Source organism: Citrobacter sp. VF227, assembly GCF_052950715.1.
Map to the genome: position 1 here is coordinate 1 of NZ_JBRFVF010000015.1, position 19,454 is coordinate 19,454.

Annotated in this window: 22 protein-coding genes and 1 riboswitch; of the genes, 13 read left to right on the forward strand and 9 right to left on the reverse strand. The window is 54.5% G+C overall.

The genetic code is table 11. The features are described from left to right. The first annotated feature begins 479 nt into the window (after positions 1-479). Both purH and purD read left to right on the forward strand, forming a co-directional pair. Positions 480-2,069 carry a bifunctional phosphoribosylaminoimidazolecarboxamide formyltransferase/IMP cyclohydrolase gene (gene purH, locus ACU8YC_RS23535; protein ID WP_151218784.1) on the forward strand — a complete coding sequence of 530 codons (1,590 nt, stop codon included), beginning with the start codon at positions 480-482 and terminating at the stop codon, positions 2,067-2,069. A gap of 15 nt (positions 2,070-2,084) precedes the next feature. After that, positions 2,085-3,374 carry a phosphoribosylamine--glycine ligase gene (purD, locus tag ACU8YC_RS23540; protein ID WP_423391012.1) on the forward strand — a complete coding sequence of 430 codons (1,290 nt, stop codon included), beginning with the start codon at positions 2,085-2,087 and terminating at the stop codon, positions 3,372-3,374. Here purD and zraR read toward each other — a convergent pair. Continuing rightward, the gene (gene zraR, locus ACU8YC_RS23545) at positions 3,371-4,696 is read right to left on the reverse strand and encodes a sigma-54-dependent response regulator transcription factor ZraR (protein ID WP_414438531.1); all 1,326 of its coding nucleotides are present in this window, start codon (positions 4,694-4,696) and stop codon (positions 3,371-3,373) included. The two genes, purD and zraR, sit on opposite strands and share 4 nt — an antisense overlap. A gap of 5 nt (positions 4,697-4,701) precedes the next feature. Next, positions 4,702-6,087, reverse strand: a complete 1,386-nt coding sequence (gene zraS / locus ACU8YC_RS23550) for a two-component system sensor histidine kinase ZraS (protein ID WP_151225115.1) — start codon at positions 6,085-6,087, stop codon at positions 4,702-4,704. A gap of 57 nt (positions 6,088-6,144) precedes the next feature. Here zraS and ACU8YC_RS23555 point away from each other — a divergent pair, with 57 nt between their 5' ends. Then, the gene (locus ACU8YC_RS23555) at positions 6,145-6,333 is read left to right on the forward strand and encodes a hypothetical protein (protein WP_151218788.1); all 189 of its coding nucleotides are present in this window, start codon (positions 6,145-6,147) and stop codon (positions 6,331-6,333) included. Between the two features lie 18 nt (positions 6,334-6,351). Beyond that, on the forward strand, positions 6,352-6,795 hold the full coding sequence (gene zraP / locus ACU8YC_RS23560) for a zinc resistance sensor/chaperone ZraP (RefSeq protein WP_187260363.1): 444 nt from the start codon (positions 6,352-6,354) through the stop codon (positions 6,793-6,795). Positions 6,796-6,818: 23 nt separating this feature from the next. Here the strand turns inward: zraP and ACU8YC_RS23565 are convergent, their stop codons facing one another. The 6 genes from ACU8YC_RS23565 to nudC form a co-directional block, all read right to left on the reverse strand. Further along, entirely contained in the window at positions 6,819-7,511 is a 693-nt protein-coding gene (locus tag ACU8YC_RS23565) for a DUF1481 domain-containing protein (protein WP_210905492.1), read from the reverse strand. A gap of 11 nt (positions 7,512-7,522) precedes the next feature. Continuing rightward, the gene (hupA, locus tag ACU8YC_RS23570) at positions 7,523-7,795 is read right to left on the reverse strand and encodes a nucleoid-associated protein HU-alpha (protein ID WP_001044509.1); all 273 of its coding nucleotides are present in this window, start codon (positions 7,793-7,795) and stop codon (positions 7,523-7,525) included. A 186-nt stretch (positions 7,796-7,981) separates the two neighbouring features. Next, the gene (locus tag ACU8YC_RS23575; RefSeq protein WP_003842015.1) at positions 7,982-8,572 is read right to left on the reverse strand and encodes a YjaG family protein; all 591 of its coding nucleotides are present in this window, start codon (positions 8,570-8,572) and stop codon (positions 7,982-7,984) included. Positions 8,573-8,605: 33 nt separating this feature from the next. After that, complete coding sequence (gene nfi / locus ACU8YC_RS23580) at positions 8,606-9,286, reverse strand: deoxyribonuclease V (protein WP_423391011.1); 681 nt, start codon at positions 9,284-9,286, stop codon at positions 8,606-8,608. Further along, on the reverse strand, positions 9,286-10,350 hold the full coding sequence (gene hemE, locus ACU8YC_RS23585) for a uroporphyrinogen decarboxylase (RefSeq protein ID WP_151225111.1): 1,065 nt from the start codon (positions 10,348-10,350) through the stop codon (positions 9,286-9,288). The genes nfi and hemE overlap by 1 nt, the downstream gene beginning before the upstream one ends. Before the next feature lie 50 nt (positions 10,351-10,400). Then, positions 10,401-11,174, reverse strand: coding sequence for an NAD(+) diphosphatase (gene nudC / locus ACU8YC_RS23590; RefSeq protein ID WP_151218791.1), 774 nt, complete (start codon positions 11,172-11,174; stop codon positions 10,401-10,403). Positions 11,175-11,270: 96 nt separating this feature from the next. Here nudC and rsd point away from each other — a divergent pair, with 96 nt between their 5' ends. The 7 genes from rsd to thiH all read left to right on the forward strand — a co-directional run bounded on the left by rsd (position 11,271) and on the right by thiH (position 17,383). After that, entirely contained in the window at positions 11,271-11,759 is a 489-nt protein-coding gene (gene rsd, locus ACU8YC_RS23595) for a sigma D regulator (RefSeq protein ID WP_151218792.1), read from the forward strand. Positions 11,760-11,809: 50 nt separating this feature from the next. Next, positions 11,810-11,932: riboswitch (TPP riboswitch) on the forward strand. Positions 11,933-12,015: 83 nt separating this feature from the next. Beyond that, positions 12,016-13,914: a phosphomethylpyrimidine synthase ThiC gene (gene thiC / locus ACU8YC_RS23600; protein ID WP_151218793.1), complete on the forward strand. Its 1,899-nt coding sequence runs from the start codon at positions 12,016-12,018 to the stop codon at positions 13,912-13,914. Next, the gene (gene thiE, locus ACU8YC_RS23605; protein WP_151218794.1) at positions 13,914-14,549 is read left to right on the forward strand and encodes a thiamine phosphate synthase; all 636 of its coding nucleotides are present in this window, start codon (positions 13,914-13,916) and stop codon (positions 14,547-14,549) included. The genes thiC and thiE overlap by 1 nt, the downstream gene beginning before the upstream one ends. Further along, positions 14,542-15,300 (forward strand): HesA/MoeB/ThiF family protein, encoded by a 759-nt coding sequence (locus tag ACU8YC_RS23610; protein WP_151218795.1) that lies wholly within the window; start codon positions 14,542-14,544, stop codon positions 15,298-15,300. The genes thiE and ACU8YC_RS23610 overlap by 8 nt, the downstream gene beginning before the upstream one ends. Next, on the forward strand, positions 15,281-15,481 hold the full coding sequence (gene thiS, locus ACU8YC_RS23615; RefSeq protein WP_151218796.1) for a sulfur carrier protein ThiS: 201 nt from the start codon (positions 15,281-15,283) through the stop codon (positions 15,479-15,481). Before ACU8YC_RS23610 ends, thiS begins: the two co-directional genes overlap by 20 nt. Before the next feature lies 1 nt (position 15,482). Then, positions 15,483-16,253 carry a thiazole synthase gene (gene thiG, locus ACU8YC_RS23620; protein ID WP_151218797.1) on the forward strand — a complete coding sequence of 257 codons (771 nt, stop codon included), beginning with the start codon at positions 15,483-15,485 and terminating at the stop codon, positions 16,251-16,253. After that, positions 16,250-17,383: a 2-iminoacetate synthase ThiH gene (gene thiH / locus ACU8YC_RS23625; RefSeq protein WP_423391010.1), complete on the forward strand. Its 1,134-nt coding sequence runs from the start codon at positions 16,250-16,252 to the stop codon at positions 17,381-17,383. The genes thiG and thiH overlap by 4 nt, the downstream gene beginning before the upstream one ends. A 118-nt stretch (positions 17,384-17,501) precedes the next feature. On the opposite strand, the gene cspE is transcribed toward thiH, so the two are convergent. Beyond that, positions 17,502-17,714 carry a transcription antiterminator/RNA stability regulator CspE gene (cspE, locus tag ACU8YC_RS23630; RefSeq protein WP_016155304.1) on the reverse strand — a complete coding sequence of 71 codons (213 nt, stop codon included), beginning with the start codon at positions 17,712-17,714 and terminating at the stop codon, positions 17,502-17,504. A 1,092-nt stretch (positions 17,715-18,806) separates the two neighbouring features. Here cspE and ACU8YC_RS23635 point away from each other — a divergent pair. Further along, a complete protein-coding gene (locus ACU8YC_RS23635; protein ID WP_151218799.1) occupies positions 18,807-19,112 on the forward strand; it encodes a PTS sugar transporter subunit IIB in 306 nt (101 codons plus the stop codon). A 4-nt stretch (positions 19,113-19,116) separates the two neighbouring features. Continuing rightward, positions 19,117-19,434, forward strand: a complete 318-nt coding sequence (locus ACU8YC_RS23640) for a PTS lactose/cellobiose transporter subunit IIA (RefSeq protein ID WP_151218800.1) — start codon at positions 19,117-19,119, stop codon at positions 19,432-19,434. Positions 19,435-19,454 lie beyond the last annotated feature (20 nt).

Below are 19,454 nucleotides of genomic sequence, written 5' to 3' on the forward strand. Positions count from 1 at the left end.
GTTGCGACGCGCTTTAGCGCTCTGTCGCGAGGTGGCGTATATTACGCTTTCCTCTTTCAGAGTCAACCCTCATTTTCAGGTTTTTCTCTTCAACCGGACCGGCTGTTTGTGTGAAGTGATTCACATCTGCCGTGTCGATGGAGGCGCATTATAGGGAGTTTCCTGCAGCCCGCAACCCTTAAATGACAGAAAAATGACTGAGTGCTGCATTCCACAGCAAAACCCCGCTTTATACCCATTTGCACACAGAGTTATCCACAAACTCACCCATTACTTCTGCGATCCTTTCTGTATATGTACAGTCTTCAGCGGTCGAAACGAGGGACAAAAGTGAAAAATAAAAATTCGCGAGCGTTGCGCAAACGTTTTCGTTACAATGCCCCCGCACAACAAGGATGCCCCGTAAGGGGCGTTAGCTGAGTTTTTAGCCAAGAATTCACCTAACGCTCTCTGTAATAGTCAAATCCAGGGGATTTACCATGCAACAACGTCGTCCAGTCCGCCGCGCTCTGCTCAGTGTTTCTGACAAGGCCGGTATCATCGAATTCGCTCAGGCACTTTCCGCACGCGGTGTGGAGCTACTGTCTACAGGTGGCACTGCCCGCCTGTTAGCGGAGAAAGGTCTGCCAGTGACCGAAGTTTCCGATTACACCGGCTTCCCGGAAATGATGGATGGACGCGTGAAGACCCTGCATCCAAAAGTCCACGGCGGCATTCTTGGTCGCCGTGGTCAGGATGACGGAATAATGGAGCAACATGGTATCGCGCCTATCGATATGGTGGTTGTTAACTTGTACCCGTTCGCCCAGACCGTCGCCCGCGAAGGCTGTTCTCTGGAAGATGCCGTAGAGAACATTGATATCGGCGGCCCGACCATGGTGCGCTCTGCAGCCAAGAACCATAAAGATGTAGCTATCGTTGTGAAGAGCAGCGACTACGATGCCATTATTAAAGAGATGGATGCCAACGATGGTTCTCTGACCCTCGACACGCGTTTCGATCTCGCGATTAAAGCCTTCGAACACACCGCCGCTTACGACAGCATGATCGCCAACTACTTTGGCAGCATGGTTCCGGCCTATCACGGCGAAAGCAAAGAAGCCGCCGGTCGCTTCCCACGTACGCTGAACCTGAACTTCATTAAGAAGCAGGATATGCGTTACGGCGAGAACAGCCACCAGCAGGCTGCCTTCTATATAGAAGAGAATGTTAAAGAAGCCTCCGTTGCCACCGCGCAGCAGGTACAGGGCAAAGCACTTTCCTACAACAACATCGCCGATACCGATGCGGCGCTGGAGTGCGTGAAAGAGTTCAGCGAACCGGCATGCGTTATCGTTAAGCACGCAAACCCGTGCGGTGTAGCGGTAAGCACCTCTATTCTTGACGCTTACGACCGCGCTTACAAAACCGACCCAACCTCCGCATTCGGCGGCATCATCGCTTTTAACCGCGAGCTGGATGCTGAAACCGCGCAGGCGATTATCTCCCGCCAGTTCGTGGAAGTGATCATCGCGCCTTCCGCTACCGAAGAAGCATTGAAAATTACCGCTGCCAAGCAGAACGTTCGCGTGCTGGTTTGCGGCCAATGGGCGCAGCGCGTACCGGGTCTGGACTTCAAGCGTGTGAACGGCGGCCTGCTGGTCCAGGACCGCGACCTCGGTATGGTGAGCGAAGCTGAACTGCGCGTGGTAACCAAACGCCAGCCGACCGAGCAAGAACTGCGTGATGCGCTGTTCTGCTGGAAAGTGGCAAAATTTGTGAAATCCAACGCCATTGTTTACGCCAAAGAGAACATGACTATCGGCATAGGCGCAGGCCAGATGAGCCGCGTGTACTCAGCCAAAATCGCCGGGATTAAGGCCGCCGACGAAGGTCTGGAAGTGAAAGGTTCCTCTATGGCTTCCGACGCCTTCTTCCCGTTCCGCGATGGGATTGATGCCGCTGCTGCCGCTGGCGTAACCTGCGTGATCCAACCGGGCGGTTCAATCCGCGATGACGAAGTGATTGCCGCCGCAGACGAGCACGGTATCGCGATGGTATTCACCGACATGCGCCACTTCCGCCATTAATCCACGGAGCAGACGATGAAAATATTAGTGATTGGCAATGGCGGGCGCGAGCACGCCCTCGCCTGGAAAGCGGCGCAGTCGCCAAAAGTCGAAACGGTATTTGTCGCCCCGGGCAACGCGGGCACCGCGCTGGAACCCACGCTACAAAACGTGGCCATCGGCGTAACGGATATTCCGGCGCTGCTGAACTTTGCCCAGAACGAGAAGATCGATCTGACCATCGTTGGTCCGGAAGCGCCGCTGGTGATTGGTGTGGTTGATGCATTCCGCGCCGCCGGTCTGAAAATCTTCGGCCCAACCGAAGGTGCCGCGCAGCTGGAAGGCTCCAAAGCCTTCACCAAAGATTTTCTTGCGCGCCATCAGATTCCAACGGCGGAGTACCAAAACTTCACCGAAATCGAACCTGCGCTGGCTTACCTGCGCGAGAAAGGCGCGCCGATCGTTATCAAAGCCGACGGTCTGGCCGCCGGTAAAGGCGTGATTGTGGCGATGACGCTGGAGGAAGCGGAATCCGCGGTTCATGACATGCTGGCCGGTAACGCGTTTGGCGACGCGGGCCACCGCATCGTTATCGAAGAGTTCCTCGACGGTGAAGAAGCGAGCTTTATCGTGATGGTCGATGGCGAGCACGTGCTGCCGATGGCCACCAGCCAGGACCACAAACGCGTGGGCAACGGTGATACCGGCCCGAACACCGGCGGGATGGGGGCTTACTCCCCGGCGCCGGTAGTCACTGATGAAGTGCACCAGCGCACCATGGAACGCATCATCTGGCCAACCGTGAAAGGCATGGCGGCGGAAGGGAATACCTACACCGGCTTCCTGTATGCGGGCCTGATGATCGACAAGCAGGGCAACCCGAAGGTGATCGAGTTCAACTGTCGCTTCGGCGATCCGGAAACCCAGCCGATCATGCTGCGCATGAAGTCCGATCTGGTGGAGCTGTGCCTCGCCGCCTGTGACGGCAAGCTGGATGAGAAAACCTCCGAGTGGGACGAACGTGCATCTCTGGGTGTGGTCATTGCCGCCGGAGGTTATCCGGGCAATTACAATACCGGCGATGAAATCCACGGCCTGCCACTGGAAGACGTCGCTGACGGTAAAGTGTTCCACGCCGGCACCAAACTGTCTGCTGACGATCGCGTGCTGACCAACGGCGGTCGCGTACTGTGTGCCACCGCGCTGGGTAACACCGTGGCAGAAGCGCAGAAACGCGCCTACGCCCTGATGACAGACATCCGCTGGGACGGCTGCTTCAGCCGTAACGACATCGGCTGGCGCGCTATCGAACGTGAGCAAAACTAACGGCTGAGCTTAGCCAGCAGTGTTTTGCGCGTAATACCTAACTGACGGGCGGCTTCGGTTTTATTGCCGCCCGTTTTCTCCAGTGCAGCCAGAATCACCTCTTTTTCGACATCCACCAGCGGTTGGATCTCGCCACTGTATTCCGTTTTTATCGGCGTCGCAGCAATCGCCATTGGCAGCTCACGTTCAGAAATATATTCCCCCGTTAGCAGCACCACCGATCGCTCAATCGCATTTTCCAGCTCACGGATATTGCCCGGCCAGTCGTAATGGATCAGGAGATCCATCGCCTGCGGAGTAAAGCCTTTCACCGCTTTTCGGTTACGCTCGGCAAAACGCTGGAGAAAATATTCGGCCAGCAGTGGAATATCTTCCCGACGCTGGCGCAATGCTGGCATTTCAATGGTGACGACGTTCAGGCGATAGTAGAGATCCTGGCGAAAGCGCCCGGCACTGACTTCCTCCGCCAGATCTCGATGCGTGGCGGCGATCAGCCGGACATCAACTGCAATGGTCTGGTTGCTGCCAACCCGCTGTACTTCCCGCTCCTGGATCGCTCGCAGCAGACGCACCTGCATCAGCGGTGAGATATCGCCAATTTCATCAAGAAACAGCGTGCCACCATCGGCTTCCACAAAGCGACCTTCCCGGCGTTTATCCGCCCCGGTAAACGCACCTTTCTCGTGACCGAACAGCTCAGATTCCAGCAAAGATTCATTGAGTGCCGCGCAGTTCAGCGTGACCAGTGGCTTATCGCTGCGTGCGCTGCTGGCATGTAGCGCCCGGGCCACCAGTTCTTTGCCCGTCCCGGAGTCTCCGTGGATGAGCACCGTGGCGTCCGAGGGCGCAACCATCGCAATTTCGTTGAGCAACTGCTGCATCGCCGGACTACGACCAATCATGCCAAACTGCGCCGCCGACGCTGACGGCAATTCAGCGCTCGTTTCCCGCGTGTGCGCCAGCGCTTTTTCCAGCGTCTCCTGCAACCGGTCAAAGTCCAGCGGTTTGATCAAGTAGTCCAGCGCCCCGGTTTTCAGCGCCTCAACGGCAGTCTCCACGCAGGAGAACGCCGTCATGATCAATACCGGAATCGCCGGATTCAGCGCTTTAATCTCTTTCAGCGTAGCGATACCGTCCATCTCTGCCATGCGCACATCACACAGCACTAAATCAAATACACGTTCGCGCACGTGTTCCAGCGCCGCTCGCCCGCTATAAGCCAACGCAACGTCATAACCCCAGCCGCGCAGCAGCGCCTGTAAAATGGTGCAGTGGCTGATATCGTCATCCACCACCAGAATAGTGATTTTTCCGTGCGTCATCCTTGTTAATCCTGTTGTTTCGCTTTAGTCGGCAGCCAAAAGGTAAAGGTCGCGCCTTTGCCCTCAACGCTTGCCACCTGAATGGTGCCGCCGTGCTGTTCAACTATATTCTGCACCACCGCCAGCCCGAGGCCGGTGCCGTCAGCTTTGGTCGTAAAGTAAGGCGTAAAAATGGCCTCCAGCTGTTCTGGAGCAATCCCCTTCCCGCTATCGGTCACCACGATTTTAACGCGATCGCCGCTGCTTTCACTTGCTTCAACCACTATTGTGCCCTGACGACCAATGGCATGAATGGCGTTCAGATACAGATTCAACAAAATCTGCGTCAGCCGGTCGGGGTCGGCCTGAATCGCGGGCAGCGTAGGATTAGCCGAAAAACGGAGCTGGATTTCGCGACTTGCCGCATCCTGGCTCACCAGATGTAATGAGTGGGTGATAACCTTGTTAAGATCCACCTGTTGCAGCGTCAGATGCGCTGGCTTCACCAGCTCCAGCAATTCGCTCACCACCCGATTTAAACGGTCCGCTTCTTTCGCCATTACCTGAGCCAACTCATGTGACTCGCCACCTGGCGGGGTTCGTTCGGCAAAATATTTTGCTAAACCTTTGATGGATGAAAGCGGGTTACGAATTTCATGTGCGACTCCGGCCGCCAGGTGTCCGAGCGCCATCAGTTTTTCTTTACGCTTCATCGCATCCTGCAGTTCTTTGTACGAACGCTGATAGCGCTGATACCAGAAGAACGTCAGCACGGTGGCCAGTAACACGGCTGCCAGCGCGGACAGGACAATCAGGGTGTTACGCCACTCTCTTGCCTGAGTCGCTGCCAGATCGCTGGCATCAAAGGCGATAAATATGGTTTGTGCAGGGATGTTAAGCTGCCTGTCATCGTTGGCGCAACGCGCCATGCCATGACGTCCTGGACCATACGTCGGCTGAAACTGGCGATAAATTTCCAGGGCCGGCGTGTTTTCACCGCTCCCCACTGGAATGTCAATATTTCGCCAGTTTTCTTGTTCTCCGGGATTAAGCTGCCGCAGGACATCCGGTGAATAGAGCGTTTTCCCGACCATCGCGGAATTGCTGTGAGTAATAACAACGCCATGCTCATCAACAACGGCAAACCATAGCACGCCTGGTTGTACGGCCATTTGTTCCAGCAGCGTCTGCTGTTGAGCATGATGCATGCGCATCCCCATACCTACGCGCGTACCAGACTCCAGAGCGCGAATGAGCACGCTGCCTTTTTCCAGTAGCGTTTGCCGTGCAGCACCGCTTTCCCGCCCATAGTCCCGAATGGTCATAACCGAAAACCAGCCGACCAAAATCAGGATTGCCGCCAGCAAGAGTCGGCTCAACCACTTTGCAGCCGTGTCCTTATAAAGACGCATACGCTCTCCCTTTACCCTACCTGTTCCTTTCATCGTTACAGGTATACAGCAGAAATCATGCCATTTTTTCCTCCTGATAACCCTGCCCTCAAACACAAACTGCTGAAAGTACCGGGTAAAAATGACCCGCTGGCGCGTTCTGGCGAGTCATTTTTACCCGTTTTCCTGCAAAGACGACACGTACAACGCCCGCAGGACAGGGATTGCCGCTTTGGCACGGAAGATGCAAAAGGGAATGTAAGCTAACCAACAGGAGAATGAACAATGAAACGGAACAACAAACTGGCACTGATTGCACTCTCTCTTCTGGCTCTGGGCTCTACCCCAGCGCTGGCACAGCATCACTGGGGGTATGGTGATGGCATGCAGCAGCGGGGCGGTGCGCCAATGACCGCTGAGCAGCAGGCAACCGCGCAGAAAATCTATGATGATTACTACTCACAGACCAGCGCATTGCGCCAACAGTTGACCTCCAAACGTTATGAGTACAACGCGTTGTTAACAGCCAGCTCGCCAGACACGGCAAAAATTAACGCCGTGGCAAAAGAGATGGAAGCGTTGAATCAGTCCCTGGATGAGCAGCGTGTTAAACGCGATGTCGCCATGGCGCAGGCAGGCGTGCCTCGCGGAGCGGGAATGGGTTACGGTGGATGCGGCGGTGGCGGTAACCATCGCGGCGGCGGCCATATGGGAATGGGCCACTGGTAACAGTATTACCTGATGGCAGATTATCAGAAGGTTTTGGCTGTAGGCTGCCAGCGACAAAAATCTTCATTAGCGACCAGCAGTAGCTGCGACCCTTCGGGCGCTTCCAGCCATGCCACACTCACCTCGACGGATGAATGGCTCTGGCGGCGCTCAATATGGTTTATCGCCCACGATTCCAGATCGGGTTTCAGCGTCTCACCTTCACAGGTCGTAACCGTGTGATTCGCATGCCAGCGTCCCTGATGCAGTATCACCCGTCCCTGACGCAACGCATCGCTTGTCTGGCGGATTTGATCGGCTCGATAGCGGTAAAGCGCGATTTGATCGCTGGAAAGCTGCTGCTTAAGACCGTCGACTTCACGCTGCATGAAACTCAGCTCACCCCGGTCATCGAAGCGTATACGGACATGTTCTTGGGGTTTACTGTAGGTGTTGAGTTCTATCAAAGAGAGCGTATCACCCTGCCAGCGATATTCACTGGTGGTGGTATCACCTTTACGCCACGGACTAAATACCGAGAGCAAGTGAACATCGTCGCTGGAATCTTTACGCCAAATGCGTACCGCCCCCTGATCGCCAACATAGCCGCTGGCTGTGAACGGAGGAAGCTCAGAGTGGCGACTACAGGCAGACAGTAACAGAACACCTGAAAGCCAAAGCGAGTGACGCCAGATGGACAAAAGGGGCGAAACCGCCCCTTCGATAAAACTGTTCACTGCCACGCGAATTACTTAACCGCGTCTTTCAGTGCTTTACCAGAAACAAATGCCGGTACGTTAGCTGCGGCAATTTTGATTTCTTTACCGGTCTGCGGGTTGCGGCCAGTACGCTCAGCACGGTGGTTCACTTTGAAGGTACCGAAACCAACCAGTTGTACAGCATCGCCTTCTTTCAGAGACTCAGTAATAGCAGCCAGAGTGGATTCCAGAGCAGCTTTAGCCTGTGTTTTAGACAGTTCTGCTTTGTCTGCAATTACATCAATCAGTTGAGTCTTGTTCATAAGTTATCCTTACAATGTGTTTATCGCTTGCTAAGCATCGAGTGCGACGGAAATGCCAGAAAAGCACTCTCCTGCATACACGCACCGATAGCCACTTTTTTTCGCCCCCCAAATGTAGACCAGACCGGGGGCAGATGGGAAGCCTTCAGGCATGACAAATCAGGCGTTAAATCACGTTTTGTGGTGTCATTGCTGAAAATTTATACCAATATTGCTCTCGCCAGCCTCGCGCAGGTCTGCACGAAGCCCTTTTATCAGCTCAATATCGCGTTCTTCACAATCGGCTAAAAGTCGGAATATTTCCCACTGAATATCCCATTCTTGCTCAACGGCCGGGTTCTCTTTGAGCTCTTCATCGGTCATTTCGCGACCAGCTTGCGTCATTTCCAGCATCGCGACGGTGGTAATAGAAGCCTTACTGACTTCAATTGCGTGTTCCAGCGTTTCACCACTCAGACGCGAATGCATCAGTTCGCTTAATGCCACACAGGCATCGATCGCCGGGTACACGCCGTACAGATCGTAATCATCTGCAGAAGGAATGGCCTCTTCAAACTTTTCCAACTGACTATCGAAATTGATTTTCGCGTCTTTCACCGTCAACGCTTCCCAAATAAGATCCAGAATTCGGCGATAAATCTGACCATCGCCAAATTCGGTTTGCTTGCAGAACATAGCGTAGTTTGGGTACATGCGCTCGCACAGACAGGCCATAAACGTAACATGCTGCCAGCTTTCCAGCTTCTCCAGACGCAGATGAATCGGGTTTTGTAACATGATGAGTTCTCAAATACGGAAATTAGCGGCAGTTTACCCGATATGGGGCGTTTTTGCTGCAAGCCGCGTAAAAGCCAGGCGTTCAGATGCGGCCGCATCTGCCCAGCGTGTTGGTTCCGGCAGACGATAGCCGTTCATACAGCGTTGAACCCATGCCAACGCGCGGTCCAGGCTCACGCGATGACCCGTAGAGATAAACAACGGGTTACAGCGTGCTTTGCTGCGCCAGACCCACGCCAGCTGTTCGTCTTTATCCAGCAACGGCGCTAGCGCTCCGGGTTCGGCAGCGAGCGGCTCAAACTTGCCGCATAACCGTTTTTTCGCCACGCCAATCGTCGGGACATCCACCAGCAGACCAAAATGGCTGGCTACGCCCAGGCGACGCGGGTGAGAGATACCGTGACCGTCAACGAACAGCAGATCGGGCTTGTGCGAGAGCAACTGCCAGGCAGCCATCAACGCGGGCGTTTCACGAAAGGAGAGAAAGCCTGGAATGTAAGGCATGGTGGTGGCGATTCGCGCCACCTTGTATTCAACCAGTTCCAGCGTCGGGTATTTCAGTAAGACCATTGCGGCCCGCGTCACTTCGCCGCCCTGCTCAAACCCTACGTCCGCCCCGCCGATCAGAGCCGGCGGATCGTTCTGCAGGCGATCCTCGCGGATCACCGAAGAGGCCAGTTCAAGCTGCTGCGCGCGCAGCGACGCGAGATCCATTAGCGGTGGTACTGCGCCGACAGGCGATGTACCGCCTCGACAAAGACACCCGCATGTTCTGGCGGTACATCCTGATGAATGCCATGGCCCAGGTTAAAGACATGGCCTTCACCCTGACCAAATCCGGCCAGAATTGTCGCCACTTCTTCTTCGATGCGGGCTGGCGGCGCATACAGCATGGATGGATCCATATTGCCCTGCAGCGCCACTTTATGACCCACACGACGACGCGCGTCGGCAATATCAGTGGTCCAGTCGAGGCCTAACGCATCACAGCCGGTTTCTGCCATCGCTTCCAGCCACTGACCGCCGCCTTTGGTGAACAGCGTCACCGGTACACGACGACCGTCGTTCTCGCGCAGCAGACCATCGACGATTTTGTGCATGTAGTACAGGGAGAACTGCTGATAGTCGCGACCGGTCAGCACACCGCCCCAGGTATCGAAAATCATCACCGACTGCGCGCCCGCTTTGATCTGCGCGTTCAGGTACAGCGTGACGCTCTTCGCCAGCTTATCCAGCAGCAGATGCAGCGCTTTTGGATCGGCATACATCATCTTTTTAATCACGGTGAAGGCCTTGCTGCTACCGCCTTCGACCATATAGGTCGCCAGCGTCCACGGGCTACCGGAGAAGCCGATCAGCGGCACTTCGCCTTTCAGTTCACGCCGAATCGTGCGCACCGCATTCATCACATAACCCAGCCCATCTTCCGGGTCCGGGATCGGCAGTTTGTCGACATCAGCCTTGCTGGTAATCGGTGAGGTAAAACGTGGACCTTCTCCGGCTTCAAAATACAGCCCAAGCCCCATCGCATCCGGAATCGTCAGGATATCCGAGAAGAGGATCGCGGCATCAAGCTTATAACGACGCAGCGGCTGCAGCGTGACTTCGCAGGCCAGCTCGGCATTTTTGCACAGCGCCATAAAATCGCCCGCCTCGGCGCGCGTGGCTTTATATTCCGGTAGATAGCGGCCCGCCTGGCGCATCATCCATACCGGAGTGACATCAACGGGCTGGCGCAGCAGCGCACGCAGATAACGATCGTTCTTCAGTTCGGTCATTTTTGCAGTTCCTTATTGCGTCAGTCCATCAGTGTATCATCACTCGTTATTTACTCGTACTCAGCCCGACACATTGCCACAGTGTCTTCAATCAATCGACGCGCGACGGTGCCTGGCGGGGGAAGCAGCGGTAAATTATCGTAGCGATACCAGTTCGCCTCCAGCAGTTCTTTCGGGTCGATAACAATCTCCCCGCTATCATACTCTGCCATAAATGCGGTCATCAAAGACTGTGGGAACGGCCACGGCTGAGAAGTGACATAGCGCAGGTTTTTAACCTTAATGCCGCTCTCTTCCATGACTTCACGCGCCACCGCCTGTTCAAGGGTCTCACCCACTTCGACAAAGCCCGCCAGCACGGTATGCACGCCGTTGCGATGGCGAACATGTTGGGCAAGCAAGATAGCGTCGTCACGGCGGATAGCGACGATAATGCAGGGAGCAATTTGCGGGTAGTAGCGTTCCCGGCAGTGGCTGCACAGCATCGCCCATTCCGTTTTACTCGGGTGCATCGTGTGCCCACAGTAGCCGCAGAATTTATGCGAGCGGTAAAACTCAGCCAGCTGTACGCCGCGTCCGGCCAGTTGAAACAGGCCAACATCCTGGTCTATAACCTGGCGCACCGACCCCATATCGTGTCGACGTTGCTGCTGCACCAGCCAGACCGTTTCCCCTTCCCATTCGCCGATAGAAAGTGCGCGCTGCCCGGTCAGATCAAAACGTGCCGCGTCACCGTGAGGCAGTTCACCATGCGGCAACCATAACTTTTGCTCATGACTGACAATCCACCAGCCGCTATCTAATTTTTCAATTATACGATCCATATCTCTTGCGCAACCTTTGCTTCACAGGCATGTTGTTTACATTATTTTTACATTTACGGGTGAGCAGTTCTTAAACACCATCTTGCGGAGTCAATCATGTTAAACCAGCTGGAAAGCCTGACGGAGCACGTCGGAGGAAGTAATAAACTGGTTGATCGCTGGCTACATGTACGTAAGCACCTGCTCGTGGCTTACTACAATCTGGTTGGCATTAAGCCTGGCAAAGAATCGTACATGCGGCTCAATGAAAAGGCGCTGGATGATTTTTGTCAGAGCCTGGTCGATTACCTCTCCACCGGACACTTCAGTATTTATGAACGTATTCTCCATAAATTGGAAGGGAACGGGCAGCTTTTAAAAGCGACAAAAATTTGGCCGCTGCTGGAAGCCAACACACAACAGATCATGGACTACTATGACACCAGTCTGGAGACCGCCATTGATCATGATAACTTCCTTGAATTTCAACAGGCTTTATCAGATATCGGCGAGGCGCTGGAAGCCAGGTTCGTACTCGAAGATAAGCTGATCATGCTGGTATTTGATGCGATGCACGAGAGTGGCACTCTCAAACGTCCTGCTTGAGATTTGTCGCATTAACGCGTAATTTACATTCATTACCTCTTTACTGAGGTTACTTCTTGTCGGAGTGCTTATTTTCCACAACAGCATGAGTGGAAAAGGCTGAGACCGTTAATTCGGGATCCGCGGAACCTGATCAGGTTAAAACCTGCGAAGGGAACAAGAGTCAATCTGCAATAGCATCGCCCCCGGGCGAGCTTATCTCTTGCTTCATCCGTCGTCTGACAAGCCATATCCTTACTTTTATTTGGAATGAGCTATGTCTGCCACTACTAAACCATCACGCCGCGAACAGCGCGCTCAAGCCCAACACTTTATCGATACCCTGGAAGGGACCGCCTTTCCGAACTCAAAACGCATCTACATCACCGGCTCGCAGGCGGATATCCGCGTCCCTATGCGCGAAATCCAACTTAGCCCGACGCTGATTGGCGGCAGCAAAGACAATCCGCAATTTGAAGATAACGAAGCCGTACCGGTGTACGACACCTCCGGGCCGTATGGCGATCCTGACGTGGCGATTAACGTCCAGCTGGGGCTGGCGAAACTGCGCCAGCCGTGGATTGTGGCGCGTAACGATAGCGAAGAATTAGACGACCGTAGCTCCGCTTACACCAAAGAGCGCCTGGCCGACGATGGCCTGGACGAGCTACGTTTCAGCGGCCTGCTGACGCCAAAGCGCGCCAAAACCGGTAAGCGCGTGACCCAACTGCATTACGCCCGTCAGGGGATTATCACGCCGGAAATGGAGTTTATCGCTATCCGTGAAAACATGGGGCGCGAGCGTATTCGTAGTGAAGTGCTGCGCCACCAGCATCCGGGGATGAACTTTGGCGCTCGCCTGCCGGAAAATATCACTCCGGAATTCGTGCGTGATGAAGTCGCTGCAGGCCGGGCGATTATTCCTGCTAACATCAACCACCCGGAATCCGAGCCGATGATCATCGGCCGCAACTTCTTGGTAAAGGTGAACGCCAACATCGGTAACTCGGCGGTCACCTCCTCTATCGAAGAAGAGGTCGAAAAGCTGGTATGGTCAACCCGCTGGGGAGCAGATACGGTGATGGACCTCTCCACCGGTCGCTATATTCACGAAACCCGCGAGTGGATCCTGCGTAATAGCCCGGTGCCGATAGGCACCGTACCGATCTACCAGGCGCTGGAGAAGGTCAATGGGATCGCCGAAGATCTCACCTGGGAAGCATTCCGCGATACGTTGCTGGAACAAGCCGAACAGGGCGTCGACTACTTCACCATTCACGCGGGCGTGCTGCTGCGCTACGTGCCGATGACCGCTAAACGCCTGACCGGAATTGTCTCGCGCGGCGGCTCAATCATGGCGAAATGGTGCCTCTCCCATCACAAAGAGAACTTCCTGTTTGAACATTTCCGTGAGATTTGCGAAATCTGCGCCGCCTACGACGTTTCACTCTCTCTTGGCGATGGTCTGCGTCCGGGTTCGATTCAGGATGCCAACGACGAAGCGCAGTTCGCCGAACTGCATACGCTGGGCGAGCTGACCAAAATCGCCTGGGAATACGACGTGCAGGTGATGATCGAAGGCCCAGGGCATGTACCGATGCAGATGATCCAGCGCAACATGACCGAAGAACTGGAACACTGCCACGAGGCGCCGTTCTACACCTTAGGGCCGCTCACCACCGACATCGCGCCGGGCTATGACCACTTCACCTCCGGCATTGGCGCGGCGATGATCGGCTGGTTTGGCTGCGCGATGCTGTGCTACGTCACACCAAAAGAACATCTCGGTTTACCGAACAAAGAAGATGTGAAACAGGGGCTGATCACCTACAAGATCGCCGCTCACGCCGCTGACCTCGCCAAAGGGCATCCGGGCGCGCAGATCCGCGATAACGCGATGTCGAAAGCACGCTTCGAATTCCGCTGGGAAGATCAGTTTAACCTCGCGCTCGACCCGTTCACCGCCCGCGCTTATCACGATGAAACCCTGCCGCAGGAGTCCGGTAAGGTCGCCCACTTCTGCTCCATGTGCGGGCCGAAGTTCTGCTCGATGAAAATCAGCCAGGAAGTGCGTGATTATGCCGCCGCGCAAACCATTGAATTGGGGATGGCGGATATGTCGGAAAACTTCCGCGCCAAAGGCGGCGAAATCTACCTTAAAAAAGAGGAGGCGTAATGTACCAGCCTGATTTCCCGACCGTGCCGTTCCGCCTCGGGCTTTATCCGGTGGTGGATAGCGTGGCATGGATTGAGCGTCTACTGGAGGCGGGCGTGCGCACGATCCAGTTGCGTATCAAAGATAAACGCGATGAAGAGGTGGAAGCGGATGTTATCGCTGCCATCGCGCTGGGGCGTCGTTATGACGCCCGCCTGTTTATCAACGACTACTGGCGGCTGGCGATTAAGCACAACGCCTACGGCGTGCATCTGGGCCAGGAAGATCTCGAAACTACCGATCTGCAGGCCATTCAGGCGGCGGGCTTACGCCTGGGGGTTTCCACCCACGATGATATGGAGATAGACGTCGCACTGGCCGCTAAGCCTTCTTACATCGCACTCGGCCACGTTTTCCCCACGCAAACCAAGCAGATGCCTTCCGCTCCGCAGGGGCTGACACAGCTGGCGGGTCATATTGCGCGTCTGGCCGACTATCCAACCGTCGCCATCGGCGGCATCAGTCTGGAACGTGCGCCCGCGGTGCTGGCAACCGGCGTCGGCAGCATTGCCGTGGTCAGCGCTATCACCCTTGCGGCCGACTGGCAGGCAGCCACGGCGCAGCTGCTCGACATAGCAGGAGTCGGCGATGAATGACCGCGACTTTATGCGCTACAGCCGCCAGATTCTGCTTGGCGATATCGCGATTGAGGGCCAGCAAAAGTTGCTCGACAGCCATGTGCTGATTGTCGGTTTAGGCGGGCTTGGTTCGCCTGCCGCGTTGTATCTGGCGGGAGCAGGTGTCGGCACGCTGACGTTGGCGGACGATGACGACGTTCATCTGAGCAATCTGCAACGGCAAATATTGTTCACCACCGACGACATTGCTCGCCCAAAAGCACAGGCGGCAGAACGCCACCTGGCACGTCTTAACCCGGACAGCGAGCTGGTCGTCCTTGAACAGCGACTGACGGGTGAGGCGCTGCGGCATGCGGTTGCGCGGGCCGACGTGGTGCTCGACTGTACCGACAACATGGCCACGCGTCAGGAAATTAACGCCGCCTGCGTGGCGCTGAATACGCCTTTGGTTACCGCCAGCGCCGTGGGTTTCGGCGGCCAGTTGATGGTACTCACCCCGCCGTGGGAACAAGGCTGTTACCGCTGCCTGTGGCCGGATGATGTCGAACCTGAACGCAACTGCCGTACCGCCGGTATCATCGGCCCGGTTGTCGGCGTGATGGGCACCTTGCAGGCGCTGGAAGCCATCAAACTGCTTAGCGGCATTGCGACGCCCAGCGGCGAGTTACGCCTTTTTGACGGTAAAACCAGCCAGTGGCGCAGCCTTGCGCTGCGTCGGGCCAATGGCTGCCAGGTATGCGGAGGGCAACATGCAGATTCAGTTCAATGATGAGCCGATGCAGTGCGCCGAGGGACAAACCGTCAGCGGGCTGCTCACCGAGCTTAATCAGCTCAAACCGGGCGCGGCGCTGGCGCTCAATCAGCAGATTCTGCCGCGCGAGCAGTGGCAGCAGCATATCATGCAGGAAGGCGACCAGATCCTGCTTTTTCAGGTTATTGCAGGGGGTTGATATGTTACGTATTGCCGACAAAACGTTTGATTCACATCTGTTCACCGGTACCGGAAAATTTGCCTCATCACAGCTGATGGTCGAGGCGATTCGCGCCTCCGGCAGCCAGCTGGTGACACTGGCGATGAAGCGCGTGGATTTGCGCCAGCATAACGATGCCATTCTGGCCCCACTTATCGACGCGGGCGTGACGCTGCTGCCTAACACCTCCGGAGCGAAAACCGCTGAAGAGGCTATTTTCGCCGCCCAACTGGCGCGTGAAGCGCTGGGCACAAACTGGCTAAAATTAGAAATCCACCCGGATGCCCGCTGGCTATTGCCGGATCCGATTGAAACGCTAAAAGCTGCCGAAGCGCTAGTGAAACAGGGCTTTGTGGTGCTGCCTTACTGCGGTGCGGATCCGGTACTGTGCAAGCGGCTGGAAGAAGTGGGCTGCGCGGCGGTGATGCCGCTCGGCGCACCCATCGGTTCAAATCAAGGGCTGGCAACCAAAGCGATGCTGGAGATTATTATCCAGCAGGCTACCGTGCCGGTGGTGGTCGACGCCGGGATCGGCGTGCCCAGCCACGCCACACAAGCGCTGGAAATGGGCGCCGACGCGGTGCTGGTCAACACGGCAATCGCCGTGGCGGATGATCCGGTCATGATGGCCACTGCCTTTCGTCTGGCAGTTGAAGCGGGCCTTCTGGCGCGCCAGGCGGTACCCGGAAGCAAAAGTTCGCAGGCAAGCGCCACCAGCCCGTTAACGGGATTCCTGGAGGCCTTCGCATGAAAACCTTCACCGACCGTTGGCGACAGCTTGACTGGGACGACATCCGTCTGCGTATCAACGGGAAAACCGCCGCCGACGTGGAACGCGCCCTCAACGCTTCACAGCTTAATCGCGATGATTTGATGGCACTGCTCTCCCCCGCCGCCGCCGACTATCTGGAGTCGCTGGCGCAGCGGGCGCAGAAACTCACCCGCCAGCGCTTTGGCAACACCGTGAGCTTTTACGTTCCGCTGTATCTTTCGAATCTCTGCGCCAACGACTGCACCTACTGCGGTTTTTCGATGAGCAACCGTATCAAACGCAAAACGCTGGATGCAGTAGAAATTGCCCGTGAGTGCACGGCTATTCGTGAGATGGGTTTTGAGCACCTGTTGCTGGTCACCGGTGAACATCAGGCAAAAGTCGGGATGGACTATTTTCGTCGCCACTTACCCGCTATTCGCCGCCAGTTTGCCTCATTACAGATGGAAGTACAGCCGCTGTCAGAGGCTGAATATGTGGAGCTGAAGAGGTTGGGGCTGGATGGCGTGATGGTGTATCAGGAGAGCTATCATGAGGGAATTTACGCCCGCCACCATCTGAAGGGTAAAAAGCAGGACTTCTTCTGGCGGCTGGAAACGCCGGACAGGCTGGGCCGCGCAGGGATCGACAAAATCGGTCTTGGCGCATTAATTGGTTTGTCCGACAGTTGGCGAGTCGATTGCTATATGGTGGCTGAACATCTGCTGTGGATGCAGCAGCATTACTGGCAGAGTCGCTACTCCATCTCGTTCCCGCGCTTGCGCCCATGCACCGGAGGCGTTGAGCCCGCATCGATCATGGACGAGCGACAGTTGGTCCAGACCATTTGCGCATTTCGTTTACTGGCGCCAGAAATTGAGCTTTCGCTCTCAACCCGCGAATCGCCATGGTTTCGTGACCATGTGATTCCATTGGCGATCAACAACGTCAGCGCCTTCTCAAAAACCCAGCCCGGTGGTTATGCCGATAACCACCCCGAACTGGAACAGTTCTCCCCGCATGATGCTCGTCGCCCGGGAGCCGTGGCTGAAGCACTGATGGCGCAGGGATTACAGCCCGTGTGGAAAGACTGGGATAGCTATCTGGGACGCGCTGCACAGATGCTCTAAGTCCAACGCTATCACATAAACGAAAAAACCCGCTTTCGCGGGTTTTTCTTCACTTGCACTTAACTGCTCAGGCTCTGGCCTTCATCGCTATCGTAAGCGTTCGTGAAATTATCGGCGATTACAGCGCGACAACGTTAACAGCAGACGGGCCTTTAGCGCCATTCTCCACGGAGAACTCCACTTTTTGACCTTCGTCTAACGTTTTAAAATCGTTACTCTGGATAGCGGAGAAATGTACAAACACATCCTTGCTACCGTCCTGAGGAGTGATGAAGCCGAAACCTTTCTCAGAGTTAAACCATTTTACTAAACCAGTCATTTTGTTAGACATAGATACTTCCTTTCATTTTTTTGAGCCGCTTATGCAGCGAAGATGGCCTGTTTTGCAGAAATTAACTTATGGGGCACTTAGGGAGGAGGCTCATGAAGAAGAGTATCTGAGGATAACGCTTGAACTGAGAACTGCTTTACTAAAACTGCTTACATAAGGTCTGTGTACCAAACCGATGTCGCTATAGTAGACCTACTTCTAATCATTAAGCAAGCATTAATTTTTTTAATACTCATTAAGTAGTGAAATGTTAAACCCTCACGGTTGAGGCATCCCGGATAACAGATTGATCTACAATGAACAAAAGCCCTGACCATTGCAGTCAGGGCTTTAAGTTACTACACACTTCAGATTTAACATTAATAAACTTAACGATTTAATACTGCTGATGGTACTACTTTAAAATGTACACGTTTACTACAGATAATATTGGATATTGATACTAACTAAAACCGTCCTCTATTTACCGTTATACACATTCCACCCGCTTGATAATAGAACTCAAGGCTGGTGACCTAAACAAGTACACTTCCCCTCGCGACATATACTCTTTGATGCGTTGCCTTATTTCCCTTTGCGATAACCAGAAAAAAAGAAATCGCAAACATTTACTATTAAAACATGGCGTTACATCGTCGCGTTTTACTCATTTTTTGCGATTAGATAAATCAACTACGTGGCCTGAAAGCATTGTCGAAGTGAAAAAAAACGTTTTCAGCGTCGACTATCCCATACAAAAATACTTCGTGGCCTTTATCGCAACCCCCAATAAAACTCTACTAACACTTGCTACGTTAACAGCAAACTACAATTTCTCCGCTGTTAAGTATTAACATACGGGTTTAAAAAACGCTGTCAATACTGTTTTTTATAACATGTCTTTATTGACAGTAATTATATATTCCCGCATGGGATAAGCGAATCAAAAGCCACTGGCCTTGGTCCAGAACGTAGGGTTTTATCTCTTCCTGTAACCGGTTTCAGAAAAAGCGCTTTTCTTTGTGATGCCTTGCACACAATTGCTGCAAAGCAGTTGTTGCTACCGCTGGCTCGCGATAATTATCAACCCACACATGTTGATCGAGACTGCTTATGAAAAACATCGTTTTATGCTGTGCCGCCGGAATGTCCACCAGCATGCTGGTGCAAAGGATGAAAGACGCCGCCCAGAAAAGAGGGGTCGACGTCACTATTAAAGCAGTGCCGGTAGCTGAGTTTGAAGAGAATATCGCCACTGCGGATATCGTGTTGCTCGGTCCACAAGTTAAGTATGAGCAGGCCAAGCTGCAGACGCTCGCCGACCCGCTGGGAAAAAAGGTCGCCGTCATCGATATGATGGATTACGGCATGATGAAAGGCGATGCCGTACTGGACAAGGCGCTGAAACTACTGGAGTGATGGCATGGAAGAGTTAGAAACAATCATCATGGAATTATTGGTAAATGCCGGCGCTGCACGCAGTCAGGCCCTGACAGCGCTGCAACTGGCGCGTAAAGGTGATTTCGCTGGGGCAGAACAAGCGATGACAGAATCACGCGAGTACGTTAAGCAAGCGCATAAAATCCAGACCCAGCTGATCGGAATTGACGAAGGTACCGGCAAGCTACCGGTTAATCTTATTACCGTCCATTCGCAGGACCATCTGATGAACGCGATGGTGATTCAGGATTTGGCGGGCGATATGATTGAGCTGTATCGGCGGTTACCGCCAGCCAGTTAACAGACATAAAAAAACCCGCC

What these genes read in the sequence shown, in the direction of transcription:
- thiS (WP_151218796.1), top strand. Translation starts at nt 15,281, where the DNA reads ATGCAGATTCAGTTCAATGATGAGCCGATGCAGTGCGCCGAGGGACAA.
- thiH (WP_423391010.1), top strand. Translation starts at nt 16,250, where the DNA reads ATGAAAACCTTCACCGACCGTTGGCGACAGCTTGACTGGGACGACATC.
- ACU8YC_RS23635 (WP_151218799.1), top strand. Translation starts at nt 18,807, where the DNA reads ATGAAAAACATCGTTTTATGCTGTGCCGCCGGAATGTCCACCAGCATG.
- zraP (WP_187260363.1), top strand. Translation starts at nt 6,352, where the DNA reads ATGAAACGGAACAACAAACTGGCACTGATTGCACTCTCTCTTCTGGCT.
- nfi (WP_423391011.1), bottom strand. Translation starts at nt 9,286, where the DNA reads ATGGATCTCGCGTCGCTGCGCGCGCAGCAGCTTGAACTGGCCTCTTCG.
- thiE (WP_151218794.1), top strand. Translation starts at nt 13,914, where the DNA reads ATGTACCAGCCTGATTTCCCGACCGTGCCGTTCCGCCTCGGGCTTTAT.
- ACU8YC_RS23640 (WP_151218800.1), top strand. Translation starts at nt 19,117, where the DNA reads ATGGAAGAGTTAGAAACAATCATCATGGAATTATTGGTAAATGCCGGC.
- ACU8YC_RS23555 (WP_151218788.1), top strand. Translation starts at nt 6,145, where the DNA reads ATGCCATTTTTTCCTCCTGATAACCCTGCCCTCAAACACAAACTGCTG.
- rsd (WP_151218792.1), top strand. Translation starts at nt 11,271, where the DNA reads ATGTTAAACCAGCTGGAAAGCCTGACGGAGCACGTCGGAGGAAGTAAT.
- nudC (WP_151218791.1), bottom strand. Translation starts at nt 11,174, where the DNA reads ATGGATCGTATAATTGAAAAATTAGATAGCGGCTGGTGGATTGTCAGT.
- cspE (WP_016155304.1), bottom strand. Translation starts at nt 17,714, where the DNA reads ATGTCTAACAAAATGACTGGTTTAGTAAAATGGTTTAACTCTGAGAAA.
- thiC (WP_151218793.1), top strand. Translation starts at nt 12,016, where the DNA reads ATGTCTGCCACTACTAAACCATCACGCCGCGAACAGCGCGCTCAAGCC.
- zraS (WP_151225115.1), bottom strand. Translation starts at nt 6,087, where the DNA reads ATGCGTCTTTATAAGGACACGGCTGCAAAGTGGTTGAGCCGACTCTTG.
- ACU8YC_RS23575 (WP_003842015.1), bottom strand. Translation starts at nt 8,572, where the DNA reads ATGTTACAAAACCCGATTCATCTGCGTCTGGAGAAGCTGGAAAGCTGG.
- zraR (WP_414438531.1), bottom strand. Translation starts at nt 4,696, where the DNA reads ATGACGCACGGAAAAATCACTATTCTGGTGGTGGATGACGATATCAGC.
- purH (WP_151218784.1), top strand. Translation starts at nt 480, where the DNA reads ATGCAACAACGTCGTCCAGTCCGCCGCGCTCTGCTCAGTGTTTCTGAC.
- thiG (WP_151218797.1), top strand. Translation starts at nt 15,483, where the DNA reads ATGTTACGTATTGCCGACAAAACGTTTGATTCACATCTGTTCACCGGT.
- ACU8YC_RS23610 (WP_151218795.1), top strand. Translation starts at nt 14,542, where the DNA reads ATGAATGACCGCGACTTTATGCGCTACAGCCGCCAGATTCTGCTTGGC.
- hupA (WP_001044509.1), bottom strand. Translation starts at nt 7,795, where the DNA reads ATGAACAAGACTCAACTGATTGATGTAATTGCAGACAAAGCAGAACTG.
- purD (WP_423391012.1), top strand. Translation starts at nt 2,085, where the DNA reads ATGAAAATATTAGTGATTGGCAATGGCGGGCGCGAGCACGCCCTCGCC.
- hemE (WP_151225111.1), bottom strand. Translation starts at nt 10,350, where the DNA reads ATGACCGAACTGAAGAACGATCGTTATCTGCGTGCGCTGCTGCGCCAG.